Annotated in this window: 18 protein-coding genes and 1 tRNA gene; 10 read left to right on the top strand and 9 right to left on the bottom strand. The window is 64.3% G+C overall.

The genetic code is table 11. The annotated features are described in order from the left end of the window. Window positions 1–12: 12 nt before the first annotated feature. The 5 genes from KUV26_RS09115 to KUV26_RS09095 all read right to left on the bottom strand — a co-directional run bounded on the left by KUV26_RS09115 (window position 13) and on the right by KUV26_RS09095 (window position 5,685). Complete coding sequence (locus tag KUV26_RS09115) at window positions 13–1,056, bottom strand: ABC transporter ATP-binding protein (RefSeq protein ID WP_222503224.1); 1,044 nt, start codon at window positions 1,054–1,056, stop codon at window positions 13–15. Beyond that, the gene (locus KUV26_RS09110) at window positions 1,053–2,048 is read right to left on the bottom strand and encodes an ABC transporter ATP-binding protein (protein WP_222508115.1); all 996 of its coding nucleotides are present in this window, start codon (window positions 2,046–2,048) and stop codon (window positions 1,053–1,055) included. Before KUV26_RS09110 ends, KUV26_RS09115 begins: the two co-directional genes overlap by 4 nt. Before the next feature lie 4 nt (window positions 2,049–2,052). Further along, window positions 2,053–3,003, bottom strand: coding sequence for an ABC transporter permease (locus tag KUV26_RS09105; protein WP_222508114.1), 951 nt, complete (start codon window positions 3,001–3,003; stop codon window positions 2,053–2,055). Next, on the bottom strand, window positions 3,000–3,980 hold the full coding sequence (locus tag KUV26_RS09100) for an ABC transporter permease (RefSeq protein ID WP_222508113.1): 981 nt from the start codon (window positions 3,978–3,980) through the stop codon (window positions 3,000–3,002). The genes KUV26_RS09105 and KUV26_RS09100 overlap by 4 nt, the downstream gene beginning before the upstream one ends. 145 nt (window positions 3,981–4,125) lie before the next feature. Further along, complete coding sequence (locus KUV26_RS09095; RefSeq protein WP_222508112.1) at window positions 4,126–5,685, bottom strand: ABC transporter substrate-binding protein; 1,560 nt, start codon at window positions 5,683–5,685, stop codon at window positions 4,126–4,128. Between the two features lie 500 nt (window positions 5,686–6,185). Between KUV26_RS09095 and KUV26_RS09090 the strand changes: the two genes are divergently transcribed. The 9 genes from KUV26_RS09090 to KUV26_RS09050 all read left to right on the top strand — a co-directional run bounded on the left by KUV26_RS09090 (window position 6,186) and on the right by KUV26_RS09050 (window position 18,585). After that, complete coding sequence (locus KUV26_RS09090; protein ID WP_222508111.1) at window positions 6,186–7,073, top strand: LysR family transcriptional regulator; 888 nt, start codon at window positions 6,186–6,188, stop codon at window positions 7,071–7,073. 89 nt (window positions 7,074–7,162) lie between these two features. Next, entirely contained in the window at window positions 7,163–7,639 is a 477-nt protein-coding gene (locus tag KUV26_RS09085) for a formate dehydrogenase subunit gamma (RefSeq protein WP_222508110.1), read from the top strand. Next, window positions 7,636–9,153 (top strand): formate dehydrogenase beta subunit, encoded by a 1,518-nt coding sequence (locus tag KUV26_RS09080; protein ID WP_222508109.1) that lies wholly within the window; start codon window positions 7,636–7,638, stop codon window positions 9,151–9,153. Before KUV26_RS09085 ends, KUV26_RS09080 begins: the two co-directional genes overlap by 4 nt. Further along, a complete protein-coding gene (gene fdhF, locus KUV26_RS09075; RefSeq protein WP_222508108.1) occupies window positions 9,150–12,047 on the top strand; it encodes a formate dehydrogenase subunit alpha in 2,898 nt (965 codons plus the stop codon). The genes KUV26_RS09080 and fdhF overlap by 4 nt, the downstream gene beginning before the upstream one ends. A gap of 3 nt (window positions 12,048–12,050) precedes the next feature. Then, entirely contained in the window at window positions 12,051–12,872 is an 822-nt protein-coding gene (fdhD, locus tag KUV26_RS09070) for a formate dehydrogenase accessory sulfurtransferase FdhD (protein ID WP_222508107.1), read from the top strand. Next, a complete protein-coding gene (locus KUV26_RS09065; RefSeq protein WP_222508106.1) occupies window positions 12,862–13,083 on the top strand; it encodes a formate dehydrogenase subunit delta in 222 nt (73 codons plus the stop codon). The genes fdhD and KUV26_RS09065 overlap by 11 nt, the downstream gene beginning before the upstream one ends. Before the next feature lie 205 nt (window positions 13,084–13,288). Next, complete coding sequence (locus KUV26_RS09060; protein WP_222508105.1) at window positions 13,289–14,647, top strand: sigma-54-dependent transcriptional regulator; 1,359 nt, start codon at window positions 13,289–13,291, stop codon at window positions 14,645–14,647. Between the two features lie 24 nt (window positions 14,648–14,671). Further along, window positions 14,672–16,615 (top strand): ATP-binding protein, encoded by a 1,944-nt coding sequence (locus KUV26_RS09055; RefSeq protein WP_222508353.1) that lies wholly within the window; start codon window positions 14,672–14,674, stop codon window positions 16,613–16,615. Window positions 16,616–16,863: 248 nt separating this feature from the next. Then, window positions 16,864–18,585, top strand: a complete 1,722-nt coding sequence (locus tag KUV26_RS09050; protein WP_222508104.1) for an OFA family MFS transporter — start codon at window positions 16,864–16,866, stop codon at window positions 18,583–18,585. Window positions 18,586–18,999: 414 nt separating this feature from the next. Here KUV26_RS09050 and KUV26_RS09045 read toward each other — a convergent pair. Beyond that, window positions 19,000–19,089: transfer RNA gene (locus KUV26_RS09045), tRNA-Ser, on the bottom strand. A gap of 230 nt (window positions 19,090–19,319) precedes the next feature. Continuing rightward, entirely contained in the window at window positions 19,320–20,738 is a 1,419-nt protein-coding gene (locus KUV26_RS09040) for a PLP-dependent aminotransferase family protein (protein WP_261399812.1), read from the bottom strand. A 116-nt stretch (window positions 20,739–20,854) separates the two neighbouring features. Here KUV26_RS09040 and KUV26_RS09035 point away from each other — a divergent pair, with 116 nt between their 5' ends. After that, the gene (locus KUV26_RS09035) at window positions 20,855–21,715 is read left to right on the top strand and encodes a DMT family transporter (protein WP_261399811.1); all 861 of its coding nucleotides are present in this window, start codon (window positions 20,855–20,857) and stop codon (window positions 21,713–21,715) included. 23 nt (window positions 21,716–21,738) lie between these two features. On the opposite strand, the gene KUV26_RS09030 is transcribed toward KUV26_RS09035, so the two are convergent. Together KUV26_RS09030 and pth are read right to left on the bottom strand one after the other, a co-directional pair. After that, entirely contained in the window at window positions 21,739–22,659 is a 921-nt protein-coding gene (locus KUV26_RS09030; protein WP_222508102.1) for a nucleoside hydrolase, read from the bottom strand. Window positions 22,660–22,675: 16 nt separating this feature from the next. Continuing rightward, on the bottom strand, window positions 22,676–23,359 hold the full coding sequence (pth, locus tag KUV26_RS09025) for an aminoacyl-tRNA hydrolase (protein WP_222508101.1): 684 nt from the start codon (window positions 23,357–23,359) through the stop codon (window positions 22,676–22,678). Between the last annotated feature and the right edge of the window lies 1 nt (window position 23,360).

Below are 23,360 nucleotides of genomic sequence, written 5' to 3'. Positions count from 1 at the left end.
GGGCGTCCCGTCCTAGCCGGCAGCCACCGCATCCAGCCTGTCTTCTTCAACGGCGTGGCACGCAACGGTGCTGCCATCGGGCTGGTGAATGGCTTTGGGCTTTTCACTCTTGCATCGTGCGTCCGCAAAGGCGCAGCGGCTTTGGAACGGGCAGCCGGTCGGCAGGTTGATCGGCGTCGGGATCTCGCCCTTGAGGCGGATATGGTTCGGCCGGTCGTCCTTCAGCTGCGGCACCGCGGACAGCAAGGCCCGAGTATAAGGGTGTTTGGGGTTGGAGAACAATGTCGCGGTGTCCGCAACTTCGCAAACCGACCCGAGGTAAAGAACTGCGACGCGGGTGCCGAAATGCTCCACCACGCTCAGATCGTGGGTGATGAACAGATAGGTGAGCCCGCGGCTTTCCTTGGCTTCCAGCATCAGGTTCAGAACCTGCGCCTGGATCGACACGTCCAGCGCGCTGATCGGCTCATCCGCGATGATGAACTCCGGGTCCACCGTCAGGGCGCGGGCAATGGCGATCCGCTGGCGCTGGCCGCCGGAGAACTCGTGAGGGTAGCGTTTGGCCCAGCTGGGATCGACGCCGACCGACAGCATCACCTCTGTCACCTTGTCGCGAACCTCCGCCGCCGAAGCACTGGGGTAGTGATGGCGCACCGGCTCCTCCAGCGCCTGCCGGATGGTCATTCGCGGGTTCAGCGAGGCATAGGGGTTCTGAAAGATCATCTGGATCTTTTTGCGCAGCGGCTGCATGTCGCCGCGCGACAGGTTGTCGATGCGCTGCCCGCCGTAGTGGATTTCCCCCGCTGTTGGGGTCAGCAGCCCGGCCACAAGCCGAGCAACGGTTGACTTGCCGCAACCCGACTCGCCCACCACGCACAGTGCCTCGCCCTTGCGGGCCTCCAGTGAGATGTTGTTCACCGCATGGACCGAGCGGCTTTCCCGCACGATCTTGCCTTTCTTGAACTTGAGCGTTTCCAGAAAACCGTGATCGAGGTCGAACCGCTTTTCCAGATTCCTGATCTCCAAGAGCGGGCGGTCTGTTTTTGCGTCACTCATGCCCGTGCCTCCTGACGGTCTTCATCGCTGTGCAGGCGCTGCACCTCGTGGCAGGCCACTGCAACCTCGCTGTATTGCACGATTTCCGGCACCCGGGCACGGCACAGGTCGGTGGCGTATTTGCAGCGCGGGTTGAAGGCGCAACCCGGGGGGATGCTGGCAAGTCCGGGCATATTTCCCGGGATCTGCTTCAGCCGCTGGCCCGGCACCGTCTGCTGCGGCAGCGCGTTGATCAGCCCCTGGGTGTAGGGGTGCTGCGGATCATTGATGATCTCGCGGGTGCGCCCGGCTTCGATGATGCGGCCGGCATACATCACCAGCGTGCGCTCGGTCATCTGGCTGACCACGCCCAGGTCGTGGGTGATCAGGATCAGCCCCACCTGATTGGACTGGCACAGCTCCAGCATCAGCTCCATGATGTCGGCCTGAATGGTCACGTCCAGCGCGGTGGTCGGCTCATCCGCGATGATCAGCTGCGGGTCCAGCAAGAGAGCAATCGCGATGATGATCCGCTGGCGCATGCCGCCCGACAGCTCGTGCGGGTATTGCTCCAGACGCTCCTCCGGCGACGGGATATAAACCTCGCGCAGCTTGACGATAGCGATCTGGCGCGCTTCCTCGCGGCTCAGCTTGCGGTGCGCCATCAGGGTTTCGATCATCTGCTGGCCGATGGTCAGCACCGGGTTCAGCGTCACCATCGGATCCTGGAAGATCATCGCCATCCGGTTGCCGCGCAGGTTGCGAAGACGCTTGTCGTTCATCTGAACGACATCCTCACCCTCGAACAGGATCTGGCCGCTGTCGATATAGCCCGGGCGGCTCAGCAGGTTCATCAGCGAAAACCCGGTGATTGACTTGCCGGCGCCGCTTTCGCCGACGATGCCCAAGCGCTCGCCCTTGGCAAGATCGAAGGAAATGCCGTTGAGTGCGGTGACCGTCTGGTCGCGCATGGCGAATTTGACGGTGAGGTCGCGAACGGAAAGAAGGCTCATCGCGTTACCCCTTGTAGAGTTTCGGGTTCAGGACGTCGCGCATCCAGTCGCCCAGCAGGTTGATGACAAGGACCAGAACCACCAGAACCACGCCGGGAATGGCGGTGATCCACCAGCTGCCCGAGAAGATGTAGTCGAAGCCGGAAGAAATAAGCGAGCCCAGCGACGGCTGGCTCGGCGGCATGCCAAGGCCAAGAAAGCTGAGCGAGGCTTCGGAGATGATCGCATTGGCGACCTGCACAGTGGAGATCACGAAAATCGGCGACAGCGAGTTCGGCAGGATGTGCCGCACCATGATCCGCATCGGCCCGAAGCCCAGCACGCGGGCGCTGTCGACGTATTCCTTCTTCTTCTCGGCCAGCACGGTGGCACGGACGGTGCGGGCATACTGCGGCCATTCCGCCACCCCGATCACTGCGATCAGGAAGATCACCGCATACTGGTTGAAGGTGTCGGAGCCGAACATCGCCTGCGTCACGGCCAGAAAGATGATCGCCACCATCAGAGTGGAGAACGACAGCTGGATGTCCGCCAGCCGCATCAGCAGGCTGTCCAGGCGGCCGCCGACATAGCCGGCCAGCAGCCCGATGGAGATGCCGAGGAACGCTTGCAGTGCAACCGCGCAGATGCCGATCAGCAGCGACAGGCGGGTGCCGTACAGGATCGTCGACCACAAGTCGCGGCCCTGGTCGTCGGTGCCCAGCATGAACTCCGGCAGCGCGCCGTCGATCCATACCGGCGGGTATTCGGAGTTCATGATGTCGATCGAGCCCGGGTCATAGGGATCATAGGGCGCGATCACCGGTGCCAGGAAGGACGCCGCCGCGATCAGCAGGAAGACGATCATGCTGACCACCGCCACCGGGTTGCGGCGGAAACTGTAGCCCATGTTGGAGTTCCAGGCCTTGGACCAGCGCGACGGTTCGGGTTTCGGGGAAAGCGTTTCGATGCTCATGCGCCCATCCTCGCAATGTTCACGGTCGGGTTCACCAGGCCATAGATCAGATCGACAATGGTGTTGGTGACCACGAAGATGAAGCCGACAACAATCAGGTAGGCTACGATCAGCGGGGTATCGACGCGGTTCACCGCCTCAAGGAACATGAAGCCCATGCCCGGCCACTGGAACACTGTCTCGGTCAGGATAGTATAGGCCACCATAGTGCCGATCTGCACCCCGCCTACCGTGATCACCGGCAGCAGCGTGTTCTTCAGCGCATGCACAAAGTAGATCCGCCACGGGTTGATACCCTTGGCCTTGGCGTATTTCACGTATTCCGACTGCAGCACTTCCATCATCTCGGCGCGGATCAGGCGGACAAACAGCGGCAGCATGATCGAGGCCAGCGCGATCGAGGGCAGGATGATGTGCATCCAGCCGTCTGCGGTGGCAAAGTTGGTCTGCCAGTAGCCCCAGACATGCACGGTGTCGCCGCGCCCGTAAGAGGGGAACCAGCCGTATTCCACAGAGAATACAAAGATCATCAGGATCGCGGTCAGAAACACCGGGATCGAAATGCCGACAATCGACAGGCCCATGATGATACGGCTCAGAATGCTGTCCGGCTTGATCGCGGTATAAACCCCCAGCGGCACCGAGAAACCGATAATGATCAGCGTCGCGCCGAACACCAGTTCCAGCGTCGCCGGCAGCTTCTTCAGGATGACGTCCAGCGCCGGTTCCTTGAAGAAGTAAGATGTGCCCAGATCGCCCTGCAGGGCATTGCCTGCAAACCGCAGGTATTGGGTCACGAAGCTGTCATTCAGCCCCAGCTCATCGCGCAGTTGCTGGCGCACTTCCTCCGAGACGGACTGGCCGACCAGCTCGCGCAGCGGGTCGCCCAGGTTGCCCTGGATGGCAAAGGCGATCAGCGAGATGACGAACATCACGGCAATCGCCTGGATCACTCGCTTGGCGAGATAGGCAAACATCTTCCTGACCTTTGTAGAATTTGTTCAGCACGCAGGATGCGCCATCTGGCACAGCTCCCGCACGCGCAGCCCGGTGGCTGCAGTTCTTCTGGCTGGGTGGCCGGGGCGGCAGATGCGCCGCCCCGGTGTGTTTTGTAGATCCGGGTTAGCTGCCGGTCTCGACGACCAGATCGCCAAAGTAGGGGAAGTTCAGCGCATTCACGATCTCTGCAGCGTTCATGCCGGACTTGGAACCCCATGCCAGGTTCTGCCAGTGCAGCGGGATGAAGGCCGCTTCTTCGTACAGGATGCCTTCCAGCTTCTGCAGCAGTTCCGCACGCTTGTCCGGATCGGTTTCCGCGTTGGCGGCATCCATCAGCGCATCGGCTTCCTCGTTGCAGTAATTGCCCGAGTTGTACTGGCCGTTGCCGTTTTCCGGGTTCGGGCAGGCCGTCAGGAACTGGTGGAAGTTGGCGGAGTCTTCGGTGTCCGCGTGCCAGCCGATCATCATCATGTCCGCTGCGCGCTCGTCAAAGGCCGGCCAGTACTGCGCCTTGGGCATGGTCTGCAGGTCGACCTTGATGTTGATCTGCGCCAGCATCGAGGCCACCGCCTGAGCGATCTTGTCGTCGTTCACATAGCGGTTGTTCGGCGCCATCATGGTGATCGAGAAGCCGTCAGCATAGCCTGCCTCAGCCATCAGCGCCTTGGCTTTCTCCAGGTCGAAACGCGGCGCCAGGGCCTCGTCGTAGCCCAGGTAGCCTGCCGGGCTTGCCTGCGCGCCCACGGTGCCGAAGCCGCGCATGATGCGGTCAACGATCCCGGCGTTGTTCACGGCATAGTCGATTGCCTTGCGGACGCGGGCGTCCTTGAAGGCTTCAACGCGGTTCTGGTTCATCTGGAAGGTGATGATGCGGGTGCCGGGCATGGTGATCAGGTCAACGCCCTCGGCCTCTTCCACGCGCTTAAGATCGGTCGGCGGAACCGGCGCGATGAAGTCCACGTCGCCCGACAGCAGCGCTGCCACACGGGTCGGGTCTTCCTTGATCGGGGTCAGCACGATCTTGTCGACATTGCCTGCATCGGCATCCCAGTAGCCGTCGAAACGGTCGAACACGACGCGCACGCCCTGCTCACGCTCGGAGACCACAAACGGACCGGTGCCGGAAACGTTCCGGGACGCAAAGCTGTTGCCGTGCTTGACCACTTCGGCCTTGTCTTTGCCGTCATCCGTGGTGCCGGTGTAAAACGCGCTGTCCATCGGGAAGATGTAGGTCGCGGTGTGCAGGACCAGCGGATAAGGCTCCGCGGTCTTTAGGTCGAAGGTCATGTCATCGACGACTTCGACATCAGTAAAGGGAGCAAAGATACCTTTGAAGTCGTCGCTCTGCTTCAGCCGGTCAAAAGTCCAGTCCACGTCATTTGCGGTCAGCGGGTTGCCGCTGTGGAATGTGACGCCGCTGCGCAGCTTGAAGCGCATGGTGGTGTCGTCGATCTGCTCCCAGCTTTCAGCCAGGCGCGGTTCGAACTGCAGGTCCTGGGTCCAGCGCACCAGCGGGTCAAAGACCATGTGCGACAACTGCAGCGTGCCGCCGGACAGCTGTTCATGCGGATCCAGCGAGACCGGGTCAGCGTCATAGGCAACGCGCACGGTGGTTTCGGCATAGGCAACCGGTGCCATCGCCACCACCGCTGCAGCCGCCAGGCTTCTGACAAATTTCGTCATTAGGCATACTCCCCTGTGATTATGCGGCAAACGCTATCCCGCGGGACCGGAACTGTGAAATGCCGATATCGCATAGGGTATGCAGGATGCACATCGGGGCCATGCGCTGCAGGAATATCTCACCCAGTTCAGAGGCTTAACCGCTTATTGCCGCGCCTGCGCCTGTAACTCCGGCTGGCAAAGGAGATCAAGGCCCGCAGGAGACAGAACACAGACAAGGCAACAGCCCCCGCTCCTCCTCCGGCGCTGAACAACGAATCCGCTCCGCCCTGCGTCAGCCCGCGCAAGCCCCTGTTGCGGAGCAGTTTGGTACCTGCCCGCACGCAAGTGACGGAAACTCCAGATACTCGTGAACGGCCTGCAAAGGGCTATTCCCCTCTGCAGGTCTTAATCTGCCAGCGCCGCAAAAGCAGGTGCCCAAGCCGGTTTCCAGTGGTGCCAAGACGCAATCATTGCGGTAGCCATGCCAAAACATACAACTTTGATAGTGAATTTCCATCATGCTCGACAAACTTGAGATGTTCATCGCGGTCGCCAGGGAAGAGCATTTCGGGCGCGCAGCCGCAGCCCTCGGCATTACCCAGCCAACGCTGTCTGCGGGCGTCAAACAGTTGGAGGACCAGCTTGGCGTGCGGCTTATTTTCCGCGGGTCGCGCTATGGCGGGCTGACGCCGGAAGGGCAAAGCGCGCTGAACTGGGCCAGAAAGATCGTCGGCGACACGCGGCAGCTGAAAGAGGAGATGCGGTTCACACGCCATGGCCTGACCGGCCAGCTGCGGATTGCCGTGATCCCGACCGCGCTGACCTGGGCCGCCCGGCTGACCGCGCGGTTCAGCGAAAAACACCCCAAGGTGCGGTTCACGATCCTGTCCCGCACCTCGGCCGAGATCTTGTCGATGATCGAAAATTTCTCTGTCGATGCGGGCATTTCCTATCTCGACAACGAGCCCATGGGCAAAGTCAGCTCAGAGCCGCTCTACCGCGAGCATTACATGCTGGTATGCCACCGCGATTCGCCCTTTGCACAGCGAAAGTCGGTGGGCTGGGCGGAACTCGACGGCCAGAAACTGTGCCTGCTGACGCCTGACATGCAGAACAGGCGGATCATCAACAAGAATTTCCGGGAAGCAGGGGTCAGCCCGGAGGCCTGGATCGAATCAAATTCCACCATCGTCCTGACCGCAAATGTGGAGGACGGCGGCTGGCTCACGGTGCTGCCGGCCGACATGGCGCGCTCTCTTGCGGTCGGGAAACCGCTCAAAATCGTGCCGATGGGCGCCGTGGAGGCCGTCCATACCGTCGGCCTCGTGGCCCCTTACCGAGAGCCCCATACCCCTGTTTTACAGGCCTTGCTTACGGAGGCACGGCGGATGTCTGAGACCCGCTGATAGAAGGCCTCTATCACTCAACGAAACGGCGTTATTGATCTGACTATACACGCTCTGGTTTTCCTTGGGCAAATTGCCGGAGGCCAGCTATGCAACCACGAACGCCAGCGCCGTCCGAAACGGACATGCGCAACATCATTTCTGAACACCTGCAGCTGGAGGGGGCGCTGCTGCCGATCCTCTATGCGCTGCAGGAGGTTTACGGCCACATTCCCGAGGCCGCGACCCCGCTGATTGCGGACGCTCTGAACATTTCCCGGGCCGAAGTGCACGGTGTGATCAGCTTCTACCATGACTTCCGCGAGGTGCCTGCAGGCCGCCATGTGGTGAAAATCTGCCGCGCCGAGGCCTGCCAGGCAATGGGGGCCACCCCCCTGGCTGAGGCCGCGCTCGCCCGGCTGGGCGTGGAGTGGCACGGCACAACCCGCAACGGCGCTGTCACCATCGAGCCGGTCTATTGCCTGGGCCTGTGCGCCTGCGGCCCCGCCGCGATGGTCGACGGCAAGGTTCTGGGCCGCGTCGATGAAACCCGCATGGAGAAACTGCTGGCGGAGGCCGGGGCATGAAGATCTACGTTCCCATGGACAGCGCCGCCAAGGCGCTTGGCGCCGATGAAGTGGCCGCGGCAATCGCCGCCGAGGCCGCCAGCCGCGGATTGGACATCGACCTGATCCGCAACGGCACCCGCGGCATGATCTGGCTGGAACCCCTGGTCGAGATCGACCGTGGCGCAGGCCGCGAGGGCTATGGCCCGGTCACAGCTGCCGATGTGCCTGCGCTGCTGGACGGCACGCTGGACAGTCTCGGTCCGGTTGAAAACATCCCGTTCTTCGCCAGGCAGACGCGGCTCACCTTTGCCCGCTGCGGCGTGACAGATCCCCTGAGCCTGAGCGACTACGAAGCAAACGGCGGGCTTGCCGGCCTGCGCCGGGCAGCCGCCATGAGCGGCGCGGAGATCGTCGAAGAGGTGACCCGGTCCGGCTTGCGCGGGCGCGGCGGTGCCGGCTTCCCCACCGGCATCAAGTGGAACACGGTTCTGCAGGCCCAAGCGGATCAGAAATACATTGTCTGCAACGCGGACGAGGGCGACAGCGGCACCTTTGCCGACCGGATGATCATGGAAGGCGACCCCTTCTGCCTGATCGAGGGCATGGCGATCGCCGGTCTCGCCGTCGGCGCGACCAAGGGCTACGTCTACCTGCGCTCTGAGTACCCCGATGCCATCCGCGTGATGCAGGAGGCGGTGCGCATCGCCCGCGCCAATGGCATTCTCGGCGCCGGCATTCTGGCGTCGGGCCGGTCGTTCGACATGGAAATCCGCACTGGCGCCGGCGCTTACGTTTGCGGCGAGGAAACTTCGCTGCTGAACAGCCTCGAAGGCAAGCGCGGCGTGGTCCGCGCCAAGCCGCCGCTGCCGGCACTGGAGGGATTCAGGGGCCGCCCCACGGTGGTCAACAACGTGATCAGCCTCGCCACTGTGCCGGTGATCCTTGAGAAAGGCGCAGATCATTACGCCGATTTCGGCCTTGGCCGGTCGCGCGGCACCATTCCGGTCCAGATTGCAGGCAACGTGAAATACGGCGGGCTGTTCGAAACGGCCTTCGGCATGCCTCTGGGCGAACTGGTGCTGGACATTGCCGGGGGGACTGCCTCGGGCCGCCCGGTCAAGGCGGTGCAGGTCGGCGGGCCGTTGGGCGCCTACATGCCCTGCGGCAAATTCGAGACTCCCTTCGGCTACGAGGAATTCGACGGTGCAGGCGGGCTGATCGGTCATGCCGGCATCGTGGTATTCGACGACAGCGCAGACATGTTGCAGATGGCACGGTTCGCGATGGAATTCTGCGCCGTCGAAAGCTGCGGCAAATGCACCCCCTGCCGGATCGGCGCGGTGCGCGGCGTGGAAACCATCGACCGTATTGCCGCAGGCGATCCCGCTGCGGTCCCGCTTCTGACCGATCTCTGCGAGACGATGACGGACGGCTCGCTTTGCGCTCTGGGCGGTTTCACCCCGTATCCGGTGATGTCCGCTCTTACCCATTTCCCCGACGATTTCGCCACCGCAAAGGAGGCCGCAGAATGAAAGACCTGATTATCCCGCGGGACAACGACCGCGACATGGGCACGCCTGCTCGCGAGGGCGCCCCGGTAACCCTGACCATCGACGGCTTTGACATCACCGTGCCGGAGGGCACCTCGGTCATGCGGGCCGCGGCCGAAGCCGGCTTCCAGATCCCCAAGCTTTGCGCCACCGACAGCCTGGAGGCCTTCGGGTCCTGCCGCCTCTGCGTGGTCGAGATCGAAGGCCGCCGCGGCACGCCCGCCTCCTGCACCACGCCTGTGGCGCCGGGGATGGTGGTGCGGACCCAGTCGGAGAAGGTGAAGAAGATCCGCAAGGGGGTGATGGAGCTTTACATCTCCGACCACCCGCTCGATTGCCTGACCTGTGCTGCCAACGGCGATTGCGAGCTTCAGGACATGGCCGGTGCCACCGGCCTGCGCGATGTGCGGTATCAGGCACCGGCGGACGGCGGCATGTCCAACCACTTCGAAGCACGGCAGAACGGCGAAGCTAATCCGCAGTACGTTCCCAAGGACGACAGTAATCCCTACTTCACCTACGATCCTTCAAAATGCATCGTCTGCAACCGCTGCGTGCGGGCGTGCGAGGAGGTGCAGGGCACCTTCGCTCTGACCATCGCGGGCCGCGGATTTGACAGCCGTGTCAGCGCAGGCACCGCGGCGGATGATTTCCTGTCCTCCGACTGCGTCAGCTGCGGCGCCTGCGTGCAGGCCTGCCCGACCGCGACCCTGCAGGAGAAATCGGTGATCGAGCTGGGCACGCCGGAACGCTCCGTCATCACCACCTGTGCCTATTGCGGCGTCGGCTGTTCCTTCAAGGCGGAGCTGAACGGCGATGAGCTGGTCCGGATGGTGCCTTACAAGCACGGCAAGGCAAACCGCGGCCACTCCTGCGTCAAGGGGCGCTTCGCCTACGGCTATGCCAAGCACAAGGACCGCATCCTGAACCCGATGATCCGCGACAGCATTGACGAGCCGTGGCGCGAGGTCTCCTGGGAGGAAGCTCTTGGCTTCGCCGCCAGCCGGATGCGCGGCCTGCAGGAGAAGTACGGCAAGAAGTCGATTGGCGTGATCACCTCCAGCCGCTGCACCAACGAGGAAACCTTCCTGGTGCAGAAACTTGCCCGCGGTGTGTTCGGCAACAACAACACCGACACCTGCGCCCGTGTCTGCCACTCCCCCACCGGTTATGGGCTGGGCCAGACCTTCGGCACCTCGGCCGGCACCCAGGATTTCGACTCGGTCGAGCATACCGACGTGGTGATCGTGATCGGCGCCAACCCGACCGACGGCCACCCGGTCTTCGCCAGCCGCCTGAAAAAACGGCTGCGGGACGGGGCCGAGCTGATCGTGATCGACCCCCGCCGCACCAACCTGGTGAAATCGCCGCATATCCAGGCAGCGCACCACCTTGCACTGCGTCCCGGCACCAATGTTGCCGTGGTCACTGCACTGGCGCATGTGATCGTGACCGAAGGGCTGATGGATGAGGCGTTCATCCGCACCCGCTGCGACTGGGAAGAGTTTCAGGTCTATGCCGAGTTTGCCTCCGCCCCGCGCCACAGCCCGGAAGCAACCGAACTGCTGACCGGCGTGCCGGCCGCAGAACTGCGCGCCGCAGCCCGGCTGTTTGCCACTGGCGGCAACGGGGCGATTTACTATGGCCTCGGCGTGACCGAGCACAGCCAGGGTTCGACTACGGTGATGGGCATCGCCAACCTTGCGATGCTGACCGGCAACATCGGCCGCAAAGGCGTGGGCGTGAACCCGCTGCGCGGCCAGAACAACGTGCAGGGCTCCTGCGACATGGGCTCTTTCCCGCATGAGCTTCCGGGTTACCGGCATGTGAAACTGCCCGAGGTGCGCGCGGTCTTCGAACAGGCATGGGGTGTCGAAATCGACCCGGAGCCAGGACTGCGCATTCCCAACATGCTGGACGCGGCAGTCGACGGCAGCTTCAAGGGGCTTTACTGCCAGGGCGAAGACATCCTGCAGTCAGACCCGGACACCAAACACGTTGCAGCCGGCCTTGCAGCCATGGAATGCGTTATCGTCCATGACCTGTTCCTGAACGAAACCGCCAACTACGCGCATGTGTTCCTGCCCGGCTCCACCTTCCTGGAAAAGGACGGCACCTTCACCAACGCAGAACGCCGCATCAACCGCGTGCGCAGGGTGATGGCACCGATGAACGGTTACGCCGACTGGGAGGTGACCCAGTTGCTGGCCAACGCGATGGGGGCTGGCTGGACCTATACCCACCCGTCTCAGATCATGGACGAGATCGCTGCAACCACCCCCTCCTTCGCCGGCGTCGACTACACGCTCCTGGAGGAAAAGGGATCGGTCCAGTGGCCCTGCAACGAGGCTCACCCCGGCGGCACGCCGCTAATGCATGTGGACGGCTTCGTGCGCGGCAAGGGGCGCTTCATCGTCACCGAATATGTGGCGACGGACGAAAAGACAGGGCCGCGTTTCCCGCTGCTTCTGACAACGGGCCGAATCCTCAGCCAGTACAACGTGGGTGCCCAGACGCGGCGCACTGGGAACGTGGTCTGGCATGACCAGGATCTTCTGGAGATCCACCCCCATGACGCCGAGGTCCGCGGGGTGAAACAGGGCGACTGGATCAAGCTGGCCTCGCGTTCAGGCGAAACCACCTTGCGGGCCGAGCTGACCGACAGGGTGAGCCCTGGTGTGGTCTACACCACATTCCACCACCCGGACACGCAGGCCAATGTCATCACAACCGATTTCTCGGACTGGGCCACCAATTGCCCGGAGTACAAGGTGACAGCCGTGCAGGTGAGCCTGTCGAACGGCCCCACGGAATGGCAGGAAGACTATGCCTCCCAGGCCCAGCGCTCCCGCCGCATTCTTCCAGCGGCGGAGTAACCGATGGCGCTCTGCTCAGCCCAAAGCCTGCCGGGCCTGTCCGTTCATCGCGACGGGCAGCGCCCCGTGCTGCGCAGCCTGCCGGAGGAACTGCCGGTTGCGATGGTCTTCGACGGCAGCACCCAAGGCGTGATGATGGCAACACCGCAGGACATTGAGGATTTCGCCATCGGCTTCGCCCTCAGCGAGGGCTACGTCCGGCATCCCGGTGAAATCTGTGACCTTGAAACCGCCGAGCATGGCGGCGGTATCGAGGCCCGGTTCTGGCTGCCGCCGGAACGCGCCGCGGATCTGAAGGCGCGCCGCCGGGCGATGATGGGGCCGGTGGGATGCGGGCTCTGCGGCATCGACAGCCTGGACCAGGCCCTGCGCCCGCTGCCGGTGCTGCCCCTGGGCGGCCCGGAATTCTCGGCGGCCGAAATCGCCCGCGCCGCGGACGATCTGCGCGGCCACCAGCCTCTGCACGACCAGACCCGCGCCACCCACGCGGCGGGATTCCTGCTGCCGGGACAGGGTATTGTCCTGGCACGGGAGGACGTCGGGCGCCATAATGCCCTGGACAAGCTGATCGGGGCGCTGGCCCGCGCCGGGAAGGATCCGGCGTCAGGCGCCTTTGTGCTGACCAGCCGGGTTTCGGTCGAAATGGTTCAAAAGACCGTTGTGGCCGGCGCCCGCAGCCTGGTTGCTGTCTCGGCTCCCACCGCCCATGCCTTGCGTCTGGCCCGAGGCGCCAACCTGACACTCGCCGCCTTTGCCCGCGGCGGCGGCTTTGACCTTTATTCCTGCCCAGAGCGGATCACTGACGGAGAGAAACATGTCGCCTGAGAAAATGGTGATGATGGCCAACCAGATTGCCACCTTCTTTAAAACCCAGCCTGGCAGCGGCCAGGCTGAAAATGTGGCGGCCCATATCAACGACTTCTGGGAACCGCGGATGCGCAGCCAGCTGATCGGCTATGCCGCCACCGGGGCAACAGGCCTGGACCCTCTGGTGCAATCGGCACTCAGCTCGGTCCGGGCACCCGCGGAGGTGTAGACCTGCCGCGCCTCTCCTGACCGGTCCTTCCCGCAGCGGGGCACAAAAAGCAGCCCGCTGCGGCACGGGCGCCGGGATTTAAAGGCTTCTTCACGCAGCGGCTGACTGATTGCGCCCGGCCGGCAGCGGCGCTGCCCCTGGTCTCTCGACAAAGCAATGGAAAGCGACAATAGTCCAATACCGCCCCCACTGAAGAGCGGCAGGTATGACAAAAACAGATATGGCAAGGCTGGCCGACCCGCTCGGACAAGCAAGTATTCTCATCGTGGACGATGAGCCGGGCATGCGCAATTTCCTGGTGAAAACCCTGCGCCCTCTTTGCCAGCTGGTGGACGAGGCCGGGAACACCGAAGGCGCGGTGGCCCTGCTCAATACCCGGCAGTACGATGTGATGATCCTCGACAACATCATGCCCGGCCAGAAAGGCCTCGACTGGCTGGAGGAGCAGCGGCGGGAGGGCGGTTTCACCGACACCATCCTGATCACCGCCTACGCCGACCTGCAAACGGCGATCGACGCTCTGCGGGCCGGGGCTTCGGACTTTGTGCTGAAGCCTTTCCGCTCCAACCAGATCCTCAATGCCCTGCGCCGCTGCATCGAAACGGCCCGCTTGAAGCGCGAGAACATGCTGTTGCGGCGGGAGCTGGAAGCAACAGGTGTAGGGCGCCGGCGCCGCCGCGAGCTGGTCGGAGCATCCCCGGCCGTCAGCCAGGTGCGCGCCCTGCTGGACCGGGTTTCGCAGGTCTCTACCCCAGTGCTGATCACCGGCGCCTCCGGCACCGGCAAAGAGGTTGCCGCGCGGCATTTGCATGCGCGCTCCAGCCGCGCCGGAGCGCCCTTTGTGCCGGTGCAATGCGGTGCCATTCCGGCGGATGTGATCGAATACGAGCTGTTCGGCCACGCCCCAGGCGCCTTCCCCGGTGCCCCTGCAGGCCGCGAAGGCCTGCTGGCCTCGGCGCAGGGTGGTACTGTCTTCCTCGACGAAATCGGCGAACTCAGCCCTTCGGCGCAGAATGCTCTGCTGCGAGTGCTGGAGGACGGCCGCATCCGGCCGGTCGGTACTGAGCGGACTGTGCAGCTCGATGTCCGCTTCGTGATGAGCTCCAGCCGCGCGCTGGCCGAGGCGGTGGCCGCGGGAAATTTCCGCGAGGACCTGCTGTTCCGCATCAACGTGGTCGAAGTCGCCATGCCGCCATTGCGCGAGCGGGGCACCGACATTGTCGATCTTGCCGAACTGTTCCTTTCCGAAATCGCTGCCCAGCTGCAGCTGCCGCCGCTGGAGCTGCCCGCCACCGTCAAATCCGCCCTGCTGCGCCATGACTGGCCGGGCAACATCCGCGAGCTGCGCAATTTCATTGAACGCTCGCTGATCTTCGGAAGCTTTTCCCTGGACACCCTGGCTCCGCCCCGTCCCGCTGCCGACATCCTGCCGCTGGAAGAGGTCGAGCGCCGCGAAATCCTGCACGCCCTGGAGGCAGCGAACGGCAACCGCAGCGAGGCGGCGCGCCGGCTGGGTGTCTCGCGCAAGACCATTGACCGCAAATGCGCGGCCTGGGGTCTTTAATCCGTGCGAAGGCTTCGTTCGCTCATGCAGTCGGTCCGGGTCCGGTTGCTGCTGATCGCGCTGCTGCCGATGCTGGTGCTGATGCCGCTGCTGCTCGGTATTGCCACCTGGCGCTGGTCGGAAAAAATCGACGGCCTGCTGATCAGCAAGGTGAACGGAGATCTGACCATTGCCGACCAGTATCTGGCCAGGCTGACTGCCACCTCGGGCGAGCTGCTGGATGCGGTGGCGCAATCTGTCCGGTTCCGCAGCGCTCTCGCCGCGGGCAGCAGCACGGATTTCCTCGCACAGGAACGGACCCGGCTCGGTCTCGATTTCCTCTATCTCGCCGGCCCCGGTGGCCGGGCCGCTTTCTCGCCCGCCGACTGGCCGGTCATCCGCGGCGCGCTGCAAGGCCAATGGCAAAGTGCCGTCGACATTCTTGATGCCTCCCAGCTTGATGCGCTGGCCCCCGGCCTCGCCGCCCGCGCAGCCATCCCGCTGGTGGCGACCGAAGCGGCTGTGCCCACGGACCGCACCGCCGAGACCCGCGGCATGATCATCCACTCCGCGGCCCCGGTCGCCCTGCCGGACGGCCAGAAAGCGGTGCTGGTGGGCGGGCGGCTGCTGAACCGCAACCTGGATTTCATCGACACCATCAACGCGCTGGTCTACCGCGAGCAAAGCCTGCCGGAGGGCAGCCAGGGCACCGCAACGCTGTTTCTGGAGGACGTGCGGATCTCCACCAATGTGCGGCTGTTCGAAAACGTGCGCGCGCTCGGCACCCGGGTCTCGGCCGAGGTGCGCGGCCAGGTGCTGGGGCGCGGCGACACCTGGCTCGACCGGGCTTTTGTGGTGAACGATTGGTACATTTCCGCCTACGAGCCAATCCTCGACAGCCACGGCAACCGGGCCGGAATGCTCTATGTCGGCTTTCTGGAAACCCCGTTCCGCCAAGCCAAGCGCAGCTCCGCGCTGTCTCTCGGCGGCGCTTTCCTGCTGATCGCTGCGCTGTCAGTTCCGCTTTTCCTGCGGTGGGCCGGGCGCATCTTCCGCCCGCTCGAGGGCATGACCCAAACCATCGCACTGGTCGAACAGGGCGACTTGACCGCCCGCAACCGCCCGCAGCAGGACGGCGGCGAGATTGCCCGCGTGGCGGCGCATTTCGACAGCCTGCTGGATCAGGTGCAGGAGCGCGACCGGCAGTTGCGCGGCTGGGGGGAAAGCCTGGAGGCCAAGGTCGAGGAGCGCACCGCGGATCTGCGCGAGGCAAACCAGAGGCTGGAACGGACCACCGAGAGGCTGATTGTCTCCGAGAAACTCGCCGCGGTCGGCGAGATCACCGCCTCTGTCGCGCATGAAATCAACAACCCGGTGGCGGTAATCCAGGGCAACCTGGATCTGGCCCGGACGGTGCTGGGCCGCCACGCGGAACCGGTCGAGGAGGAATTCCGGCTGATCGACGATCAGGTCTACCGTATCGGCGTGATCGTCTCCAAGCTGCTTCAATTCGCCCGGCCCGAAGAATATTCCGGCGCTGCCGGGCTGATTTCTCCGGCCGAAGTTGTGGCCGACTGCCTGGTGCTGACCCGCCATCAGATCGAGGCCACCGGGATCGAGGCAGAGGCGCATCTGGCCAGTACCGGCCAAGTCCGGATGTCGCGCACGGAATTGCAGCAGGTGATCGTCAATCTCATCCTGAATGCGGTGCAGGCGATGCCCGGCGGCGGCCGCCTGACGCTGAGCGCCGAGGATGCCCCGGACGGGGTGCTGCTGACCGCAGAGGATACCGGCACCGGCATCCCCGCGGACCTGCTGAACCGCATCTTCGATCCGTTTTTCACCACAAAGCAAGCGCAGGGAACCGGACTGGGCCTGTCGATCAGCCACCAGCTGGTGAGTCGCGCAGGCGGCCGTATCACCGTGCAATCCGAGCCCGGACAGGGCACCCGGTTCGAAATTTTTCTCCCCTCGCCCGCCGGCGCTTGATCGGGACAAATTGGCGCAAAAATTCAGGTGTTGTCTCACTGGCGCGGACAGAATGTCCCGATATGGTCGGCAGCGGCTCGGCGGAGCAGACAAGAAGTCATGATAAGTTACTGTTATTGCTGAATTATTTATTTGACAGCTGGGCCAGCTCTCCGCCTTTGTCAAGCTACGGCACATTGCCGCGGGCCATTCGGGACGGCCGCAATAGGAGGTTGCGGCCGCCGGAACCGCACTAGGGAGGACACAACATGAGTACGCCATCATCCGGCGGGCTGAGCTTTCTGCACAAGCATCACATTATAGCCAAACCAGGTTTCAACCGCTGGCGCGTTCCGCCGGCATCCATCGCCATCCACCTCTGCATCGGCTCGGTTTACGCCTGGTCTGTGTTCAACCCGCCGCTCACCCGCGAGCTGGGGGTGGTGGCCTCCAGCGCCGATGACTGGAGCCTCGGCTCCGTTGTCTGGATCTTCTCGGTCGCCATTGTCTTCCTCGGCCTGGCCGCCGCGTTCGCCGGCAAATGGCTGGAGGAAGTCGGCCCGCGCATGGTGGGCGTGGTGGCCGCGCTGCTCTGGGGCGGCGGCTTCATTGTCGGGTCTTTCGGCATTTCCAGCCATCAGCTGTGGCTGGTCTATCTGGGCTACGGCGTGCTCGGCGGCTGCGGGCTGGGGCTGGGCTATGTCTCGCCGGTCTCGACCCTGATCCGCTGGTTTCCAGACCGGCGCGGCATGGCCACCGGCATGGCCATCATGGGCTTTGGCGGCGGCGCGATGATCGCCGCGCCGGTCAAGGGCTGGCTGCTGGACTTCTATGCAACCGCGCCGACCTATCTGGGCGCCAGGGATGCGGTGCAGACCGTGGTCGAAAACGGCCGGGTCTTTGCCGCAACCGCACAGGGCAAGATCGAGGTGGTGATCGCCAGCGCGGCGCAGGCTGCCGAGTTCGGCGGCGAGGCCGGCATCTATGTGGTAGGCACCGGCAACACCGGTGCAGCGCAGACCTTCATGACCCTGGGCATCGTTTACCTGGTGGTGATGATCCTGGCCGCCTTCCAATACCGGGTTCCGGCCAAGGACTGGGCGCCGGAAGGCTGGCAGCCGAAACCTGCCGCCTCGGGGCTGGTGACGCAGAACAACGTGCATATCGACCAGGCGCTGAAGACGCCGCAGTTCTGGCAGCTGTGGGTGATGCTGTGCTTCAATGTGACCGCCGGCATCGGCGTGATCGGCGTCGCCAAGACCATGATGTCCGAGATCTTCGGCTCGGTCATGCCGCTGGTGGCGACCGCGGCCTTTGCCTCGACCTACGTGCTGATGATTTCGGTCTTCAACATGGTCGGGCGCTTCTTCTGGGCCTCGACCTCGGACTACATCGGGCGCAAGGCGACCTACATGTGCTTCTTCGTGCTGGGCACGGCGCTGTACCTGTCGATCCCCTATTTCGCCTCGGCGGCTGCGGCCAACCCCTCGCTGCTGTATCTCGGCGGCTTCTACCTGGCCACCATGCTGATCTTCTCGATGTACGGCGGCGGCTTTGCCACCATCCCGGCTTATCTGGCGGATATGTTCGGCACCATGCATGTGGGCGGCATCCACGGGCGGCTGCTGACCGCCTGGTCGACCGCGGGCGTGCTGGGGCCGCTGGCGATCACCTCGCTGCGGCAGATGTCGGTGACCAGCGCGGTCCAGGATCTGGCTGCCAAAGTGGATCCTGCCGCCTTTGCCGCGAAATTCGGCGCGCCCGTTGCTCAGTTGGACCAGCTGGTGGCAGCCAAGACCGTGACCATTGCCAAGCTGATGGAGATCGCACCCGCGGGCACCGTGGATCCGACGCCCAGCCTCTACAATACAACGATGTATTGCATGGCGGCGCTGCTGGCGGTGGCCTTCTTTGCCAATCTCGCCATGCGACCGGTGAAAGAGCATCACCACCATGACGAACCGGAACTTCGGGCCGTTCCGGGAGAATAATGCCGCCCGCCGGGGCGCAGCGCGCCCCGGCTTAAACTGCAATCAGCAGTCCGATGAAGCTTTGCCCTGGCAACGTGTTGATCCGCGGCCTTAATCTTTTCAGCTTCCATCGCTTGTAACCGGCCAGCTCCCAGTGTCCGCGTCCGGCTCAGGCGGCGAGGAACTCTTCGTTTCCCGGGCAGCCCTGCATTCCGGACGGAAGGCGCCTTAAGCGCTGGTTACCCGTGGCAATACCCCGGCCCATGCCGAACAGCACGGCCAGCGCCCGCCCACTATCAGAAGTTTGTAACCTAAGTCGAAATCATAGTCGGTACAGACAAGACGCTACGCCGAACATCCGTTTGCAGCGCAGCTCATCAAATGGCATATCGTCCGCCTTCGAAGCAGCAGAAGCCATGTGTTTTTATATGATTATGGCGGAGACGATGGGATTCGAACCCACGAGACGGTTTCCCGCCTACTCCCTTAGCAGGGGAGCGCCTTCGACCACTCGGCCACGTCTCCGCTGACCCGTCTATCAGCGCTTGGGCGCGGAGAACAAGGGCAAAATGCCTTATCCACAGAAAATTCTTGCGGCTGCATCTGACCGTCACGCCCCAGGCGCCGCTGGCTTCCCAAACGCCTGATCGCAGTGCCAAGCGTTTGAGTTACAGGGGTTTCAGCCAGCGACCTGACGGCTTGCTCGGTCCAATGGGCCGGCGCCGGGCCAAGCCCCTGCTCCGCACAGATTGCGCTCAAGGTTCACCTTGCCCGCCGGGAGGCCGGCGCGTCGCGGCTTCCAGCAGCCGGCCAAGAATCCGGCCGCAGGAGCGGTCCTGCATCTGGCTCACATTGAACCGCATGAACGGCGTCATGCTTTGCGACACGCTGAACACATTGCCCGGCGCCAGCACCAGGCCCTCCTGAAGCGCCGCCCGCGCGATGGCAGCCGCGTCCGCCCCGCCCGGCAGCTCGCACCACAGGTAGAACCCGCCGCGCGGCTGCACCCAGGGCCGGATCCCGAGATCCGCAAGCTGCGACTGCGTCTCCGCCCGGCAACGGCTCAGCCGGTTGCGCAGGGCCTCCAGGTGCTTGCGGCAGCTGCCGTCCGTCAGCACCGCATGCAGCAGCTCCGCCACCATCGGGCTGGGGCCGCTGAAGTTCACCGCGACCTGCAGGTCGGTCAGCGCCTCGATCCAGTCGCCGCGGGCCGCGATGTAGCCGCAGCGCAGCGAAGCCGACAGGGTCTTGGAAAAGCTTCCGGTCCGCACCACCCGCTCCAGCCCGTCCAGCGTCGCCAGCCGCGGCGACAGGTCAGGCTCAAAGGCGGCAAAGATATCGTCCTCGACGATAATCAGGTCATGCTGCGCGGCCAGCGCCAGCACCCGGTGCGCAACCGGCGCCGAAATCGTCGCGCCGGTCGGGTTGTGCAGCGCCGAGTTGGTCAGGTAGAGCCGCGGGCGGTGTTTGCCCAGGGCCGCTTCAAAACGGTCCAGGTCCGGACCTTCCGGCGTGTAGGGCACCCCGACGATGCGGATCTGATGCGCCCGCAGCAGCGCCTGGAAATTGAAGTAGCAGGGATCATCGACCAGCACGGTATCGCCCGGCCGCAGCAGCATCCGGCAGACCAGATCCAGCGCCTGCGAACCCGAGCCGGTCAGCAGCACCTGGTCCGGCGGGCAGGCCAGACCCTGGTCGAACAGCAGGCGGCTGATATGGCGGCGCAGCCCGGCGGCGCCCTTAGAACTGCCGTATTCGGTCAGCACCGCGTCGGGTGCCGCCGCCAGCGCGCGCATCGCCCGGCGCAGGGCGGCAACCGGCATCCAATCCTCCGGCAGCCAGCCGCATCCGGGCTTGGGCGCGTCCGTGCCTGCATCGAGCGACTGCCGCGCCACCCACAACGGATCCACCTCCCGCGCCAGCTGCGGTCCGGTCTCTGATACCGCAAAGGGCTGCGGCTTGGCGGCCACAAAGAAACCCGCGCCCCGACGGGCCAGAATGATCCCTTCGGCCGCCAGAACATCGTAGGCTTCGGCCACGGTTGACGGCGACACGCCCAGCCTGGCCGCGCAGCCCCGGACCGACGGCAGCTTGTCGCCCGCCACCAGCGCCCGCGAGGTGATGCGCCGCCGGATATCGTTGATGACCAGCGCACGGCGGGAGGGCTGTGCCATGGGGAACCTCGCTGTACTGCTTCAAGAACCAGTACAGTTTTGGAAAACTGTATGACTCCGTATCTGTCTAATGCAGCAAGACAGACCTAGAAAGCTAAAAACACAGGAGAGAGATGATGCAGGCGTCGTTTTCGGGCTGGGGCAGCGGACTGCTGGGCGTAGTGATCTTCAGCGGATCCCTGCCCGCGACACGCGTTGCGGTTGGTATGCTGGACCCGCTGTTCCTGACTTCGGCCCGCGCTGCCATTGCCGCCCTCCTTGGCGCCGCGCTGCTGCTCGTGCTGCGCCAGCCGTGGCCTCAGCGGCGGGATTTGCCGTCTCTGGCCGTGGTGGCAGCCGGCGTTGTGATCGGCTTCCCGCTGCTCACGGCGATGGCACTCCAGCACATAACAGCGGCCCATTCGACGGTTTTCATCGGCCTGCTGCCGCTGGCAACCGCGCTCTTCGGCGTGCTCCGCGGCGGCGAGCGCCCCGGCCCGCTGTTCTGGCTGTTTTCCGTCCTCGGCAGCCTGGCGGTGGCAGGCTTTGCGCTGTCGCAGAATGCGGATGTGTCGCTGGCCGGCGACGCGCTGATGCTGGCCGCCATCACCTTGTGCGGGCTTGGCTACGCCGAGGGCGCGCAGCTGTCACGGCGGCTTGGCGGCTGGCAGGTGATTTCCTGGGCACTGGCGCTGGCGCTGCCGGTGATGGCCGCAGCCGCCATTGCCTTCCGGCCCGAAACCCTTTCGGGGCTAAGTCTGCCGGTCTGGATCAGCCTGGGCTATGTCTCGATGTTCTCGATGCTGATCGGCTTTGTGTTCTGGTACCGCGGCCTGGCGCTTGGCGGCACCACGGGCGTCGGGCAGCTGCAGTTGCTGCAGCCGTTCCTGGGCCTGATCCTGGCGGCCTGGCTGCTGTCAGAGCCCATCGCCCCCGCCATGCTGGGCGCCACCGCCTTCGTGGTGCTCTGCGTCGCCGGGGCCAAGCGCTATGCGTGACGGCCCGCAGGCCGCCAGGCGGGTTACGGCAGCAGCGCCAACCGCTTGAGAAACAGCCCCTTCACCGCCTCCGCATCCACCGTCATGCAGACCTTGACCGGATCGCGCCCGCTGTCCGGCGCGGCCAGGGTGGCGCCGGAGGTTTCGCCCTCGCAGGACACCTCAAGCGGCACGTCGCGCATCCCGAACAGCTCCGGATTGGTGCAGGCGATCACCGCCGCCGGATCATGCAGCGAGCAGCCGTTCTTGCCCGCGACCTCCAGGTAGAACTTCAGATAGAAATATGACATCTCCTGCAGCATGCCGCCCAGCTCCGGCGACTTGGAGGCGATCACCTCGAAGTCCTCGGCCAGGCAGAGGATGCGGTGGGTGACGTCCAGCCCGACGAACACCACCTTGCCGCCGCCCTGGCAGACCAGGTCCGCCGCATGCGGGTCGTGATAGATGTTGGCCTCGGCCTGGGGCGTGATATTGCCGCCCTCTTCCAAAGAGCCGCCCATCACCACGATAGATTTGACGTTCTTGATGAACTCCGGATCGCGCTGCATCGCCAGCGCGATGTTGGTCAGCGGGCCGATCGGGCAGACCACCAGCTCGCCCTTGTGCTCGCGCGCCATGCGGCAGAGGAAATCCGCGGCCTCCTCCTCCAGCGGTTTGCCCTTGGGCTCCGCCGCGGGGATGTCGCCAAAACCTTCCTCGCCGTGCACATGCGACGAGGGCTTGAACGGCGGCAGCACCAGCGGTGCGGTGGCGCCTGCGGCAACCGGCACGTCCAGATCCGCCGCTTCCAGCAGGCGCAGCGCGTTGCGGGTGGCGGTTGCCGTGGTCACATTGCCGAAGATCGTGGTCAGGCCCAAGAGGTCGATGTCCGGGGCCGCGGCGGCATAGAAGATCGCCATCGCATCGTCGATGCCCGGATCGGTGTCGATAATCAGTTTCACCATCTGCCTGCCTCCCGGCTTACTTGAACTTGTCCATCAGTTTCTCCAGCGGCGAGCGGGTGTCCGGCGCCACCTCATCCATGGCAACTTTGTCTGCCTTGGCCTCCGCCTTGGGCTTGCTGTTGGAGCTGCGCGGCGGTGCGACCCTCAAGGCAACGGCATTCATGAACTTGCCGCCGTCCCCCTTGGCCAGCTCTGCCGCGCCGTCGGAAATTCCGCGCATCAGGTCGTCCAGCCAACCCTCGTCCGCCCTGGGGAAATCGCGCAGCACATAGCCCGCCACCGCATCCTTATGGCCCGGATGGCCGATCCCCAGCCGCACCCGCGCGTAGTCGGCGCCGATATGGGAATGGATCGAGCGCAGCCCGTTGTGGCCGGCATGGCCGCCGCCCTGTTTCATGCGCGCCTTGCCCGGCGCCAGATCCAGCTCGTCATGCAGCACCACCACATCGGCGGGCGTCAGCTTGTAGAACCGCATTGCCTCCCCCACCGACTGGCCAGAGAGATTCATGAAGGTTTGCGGCTTCAGCAGCAGCACCTTCTCGCCGCCCAGATTGCCCTCGCAGATCAGCGCCTGGAACTTGGATTTCCACGGAGAAAACCCGTGATCGCCGGCAATCCGGTCCAGCGCCATGAAGCCGATGTTATGGCGGTTGCGCTCATATTTCGGGCCGGGATTGCCAAGGCCGACAAAGAGTTTCATG

The organism is Leisingera daeponensis (genome assembly GCF_019801465.1).
Classification (GTDB): Bacteria; Pseudomonadota; Alphaproteobacteria; order Rhodobacterales; family Rhodobacteraceae; genus Leisingera; species Leisingera daeponensis_A.
The sequence above is the reverse complement of the archived record's forward strand: the minus strand, read 5'-3'. Positions and strand labels throughout refer to the sequence as shown.

Excerpts from the sequence above, each read along its gene's own strand:
- KUV26_RS09115 (WP_222503224.1), bottom strand. The coding sequence starts at position 1,056 with ATGAGTGACGCAAAAACAGACCGCCCGCTCTTGGAGATCAGGAATCTG.
- KUV26_RS09110 (WP_222508115.1), bottom strand. The coding sequence starts at position 2,048 with ATGAGCCTTCTTTCCGTTCGCGACCTCACCGTCAAATTCGCCATGCGC.
- KUV26_RS09105 (WP_222508114.1), bottom strand. The coding sequence starts at position 3,003 with ATGAGCATCGAAACGCTTTCCCCGAAACCCGAACCGTCGCGCTGGTCC.
- KUV26_RS09100 (WP_222508113.1), bottom strand. The coding sequence starts at position 3,980 with ATGTTTGCCTATCTCGCCAAGCGAGTGATCCAGGCGATTGCCGTGATG.
- KUV26_RS09095 (WP_222508112.1), bottom strand. The coding sequence starts at position 5,685 with ATGACGAAATTTGTCAGAAGCCTGGCGGCTGCAGCGGTGGTGGCGATG.
- KUV26_RS09090 (WP_222508111.1), top strand. The coding sequence starts at position 6,186 with ATGCTCGACAAACTTGAGATGTTCATCGCGGTCGCCAGGGAAGAGCAT.
- KUV26_RS09085 (WP_222508110.1), top strand. The coding sequence starts at position 7,163 with ATGCAACCACGAACGCCAGCGCCGTCCGAAACGGACATGCGCAACATC.
- KUV26_RS09080 (WP_222508109.1), top strand. The coding sequence starts at position 7,636 with ATGAAGATCTACGTTCCCATGGACAGCGCCGCCAAGGCGCTTGGCGCC.
- fdhF (WP_222508108.1), top strand. The coding sequence starts at position 9,150 with ATGAAAGACCTGATTATCCCGCGGGACAACGACCGCGACATGGGCACG.
- fdhD (WP_222508107.1), top strand. The coding sequence starts at position 12,051 with ATGGCGCTCTGCTCAGCCCAAAGCCTGCCGGGCCTGTCCGTTCATCGC.
- KUV26_RS09065 (WP_222508106.1), top strand. The coding sequence starts at position 12,862 with ATGTCGCCTGAGAAAATGGTGATGATGGCCAACCAGATTGCCACCTTC.
- KUV26_RS09060 (WP_222508105.1), top strand. The coding sequence starts at position 13,289 with ATGACAAAAACAGATATGGCAAGGCTGGCCGACCCGCTCGGACAAGCA.
- KUV26_RS09055 (WP_222508353.1), top strand. The coding sequence starts at position 14,672 with ATGCAGTCGGTCCGGGTCCGGTTGCTGCTGATCGCGCTGCTGCCGATG.
- KUV26_RS09050 (WP_222508104.1), top strand. The coding sequence starts at position 16,864 with ATGAGTACGCCATCATCCGGCGGGCTGAGCTTTCTGCACAAGCATCAC.
- KUV26_RS09040 (WP_261399812.1), bottom strand. The coding sequence starts at position 20,738 with ATGGCACAGCCCTCCCGCCGTGCGCTGGTCATCAACGATATCCGGCGG.
- KUV26_RS09035 (WP_261399811.1), top strand. The coding sequence starts at position 20,855 with ATGCAGGCGTCGTTTTCGGGCTGGGGCAGCGGACTGCTGGGCGTAGTG.
- KUV26_RS09030 (WP_222508102.1), bottom strand. The coding sequence starts at position 22,659 with ATGGTGAAACTGATTATCGACACCGATCCGGGCATCGACGATGCGATG.
- pth (WP_222508101.1), bottom strand. The coding sequence starts at position 23,359 with ATGAAACTCTTTGTCGGCCTTGGCAATCCCGGCCCGAAATATGAGCGC.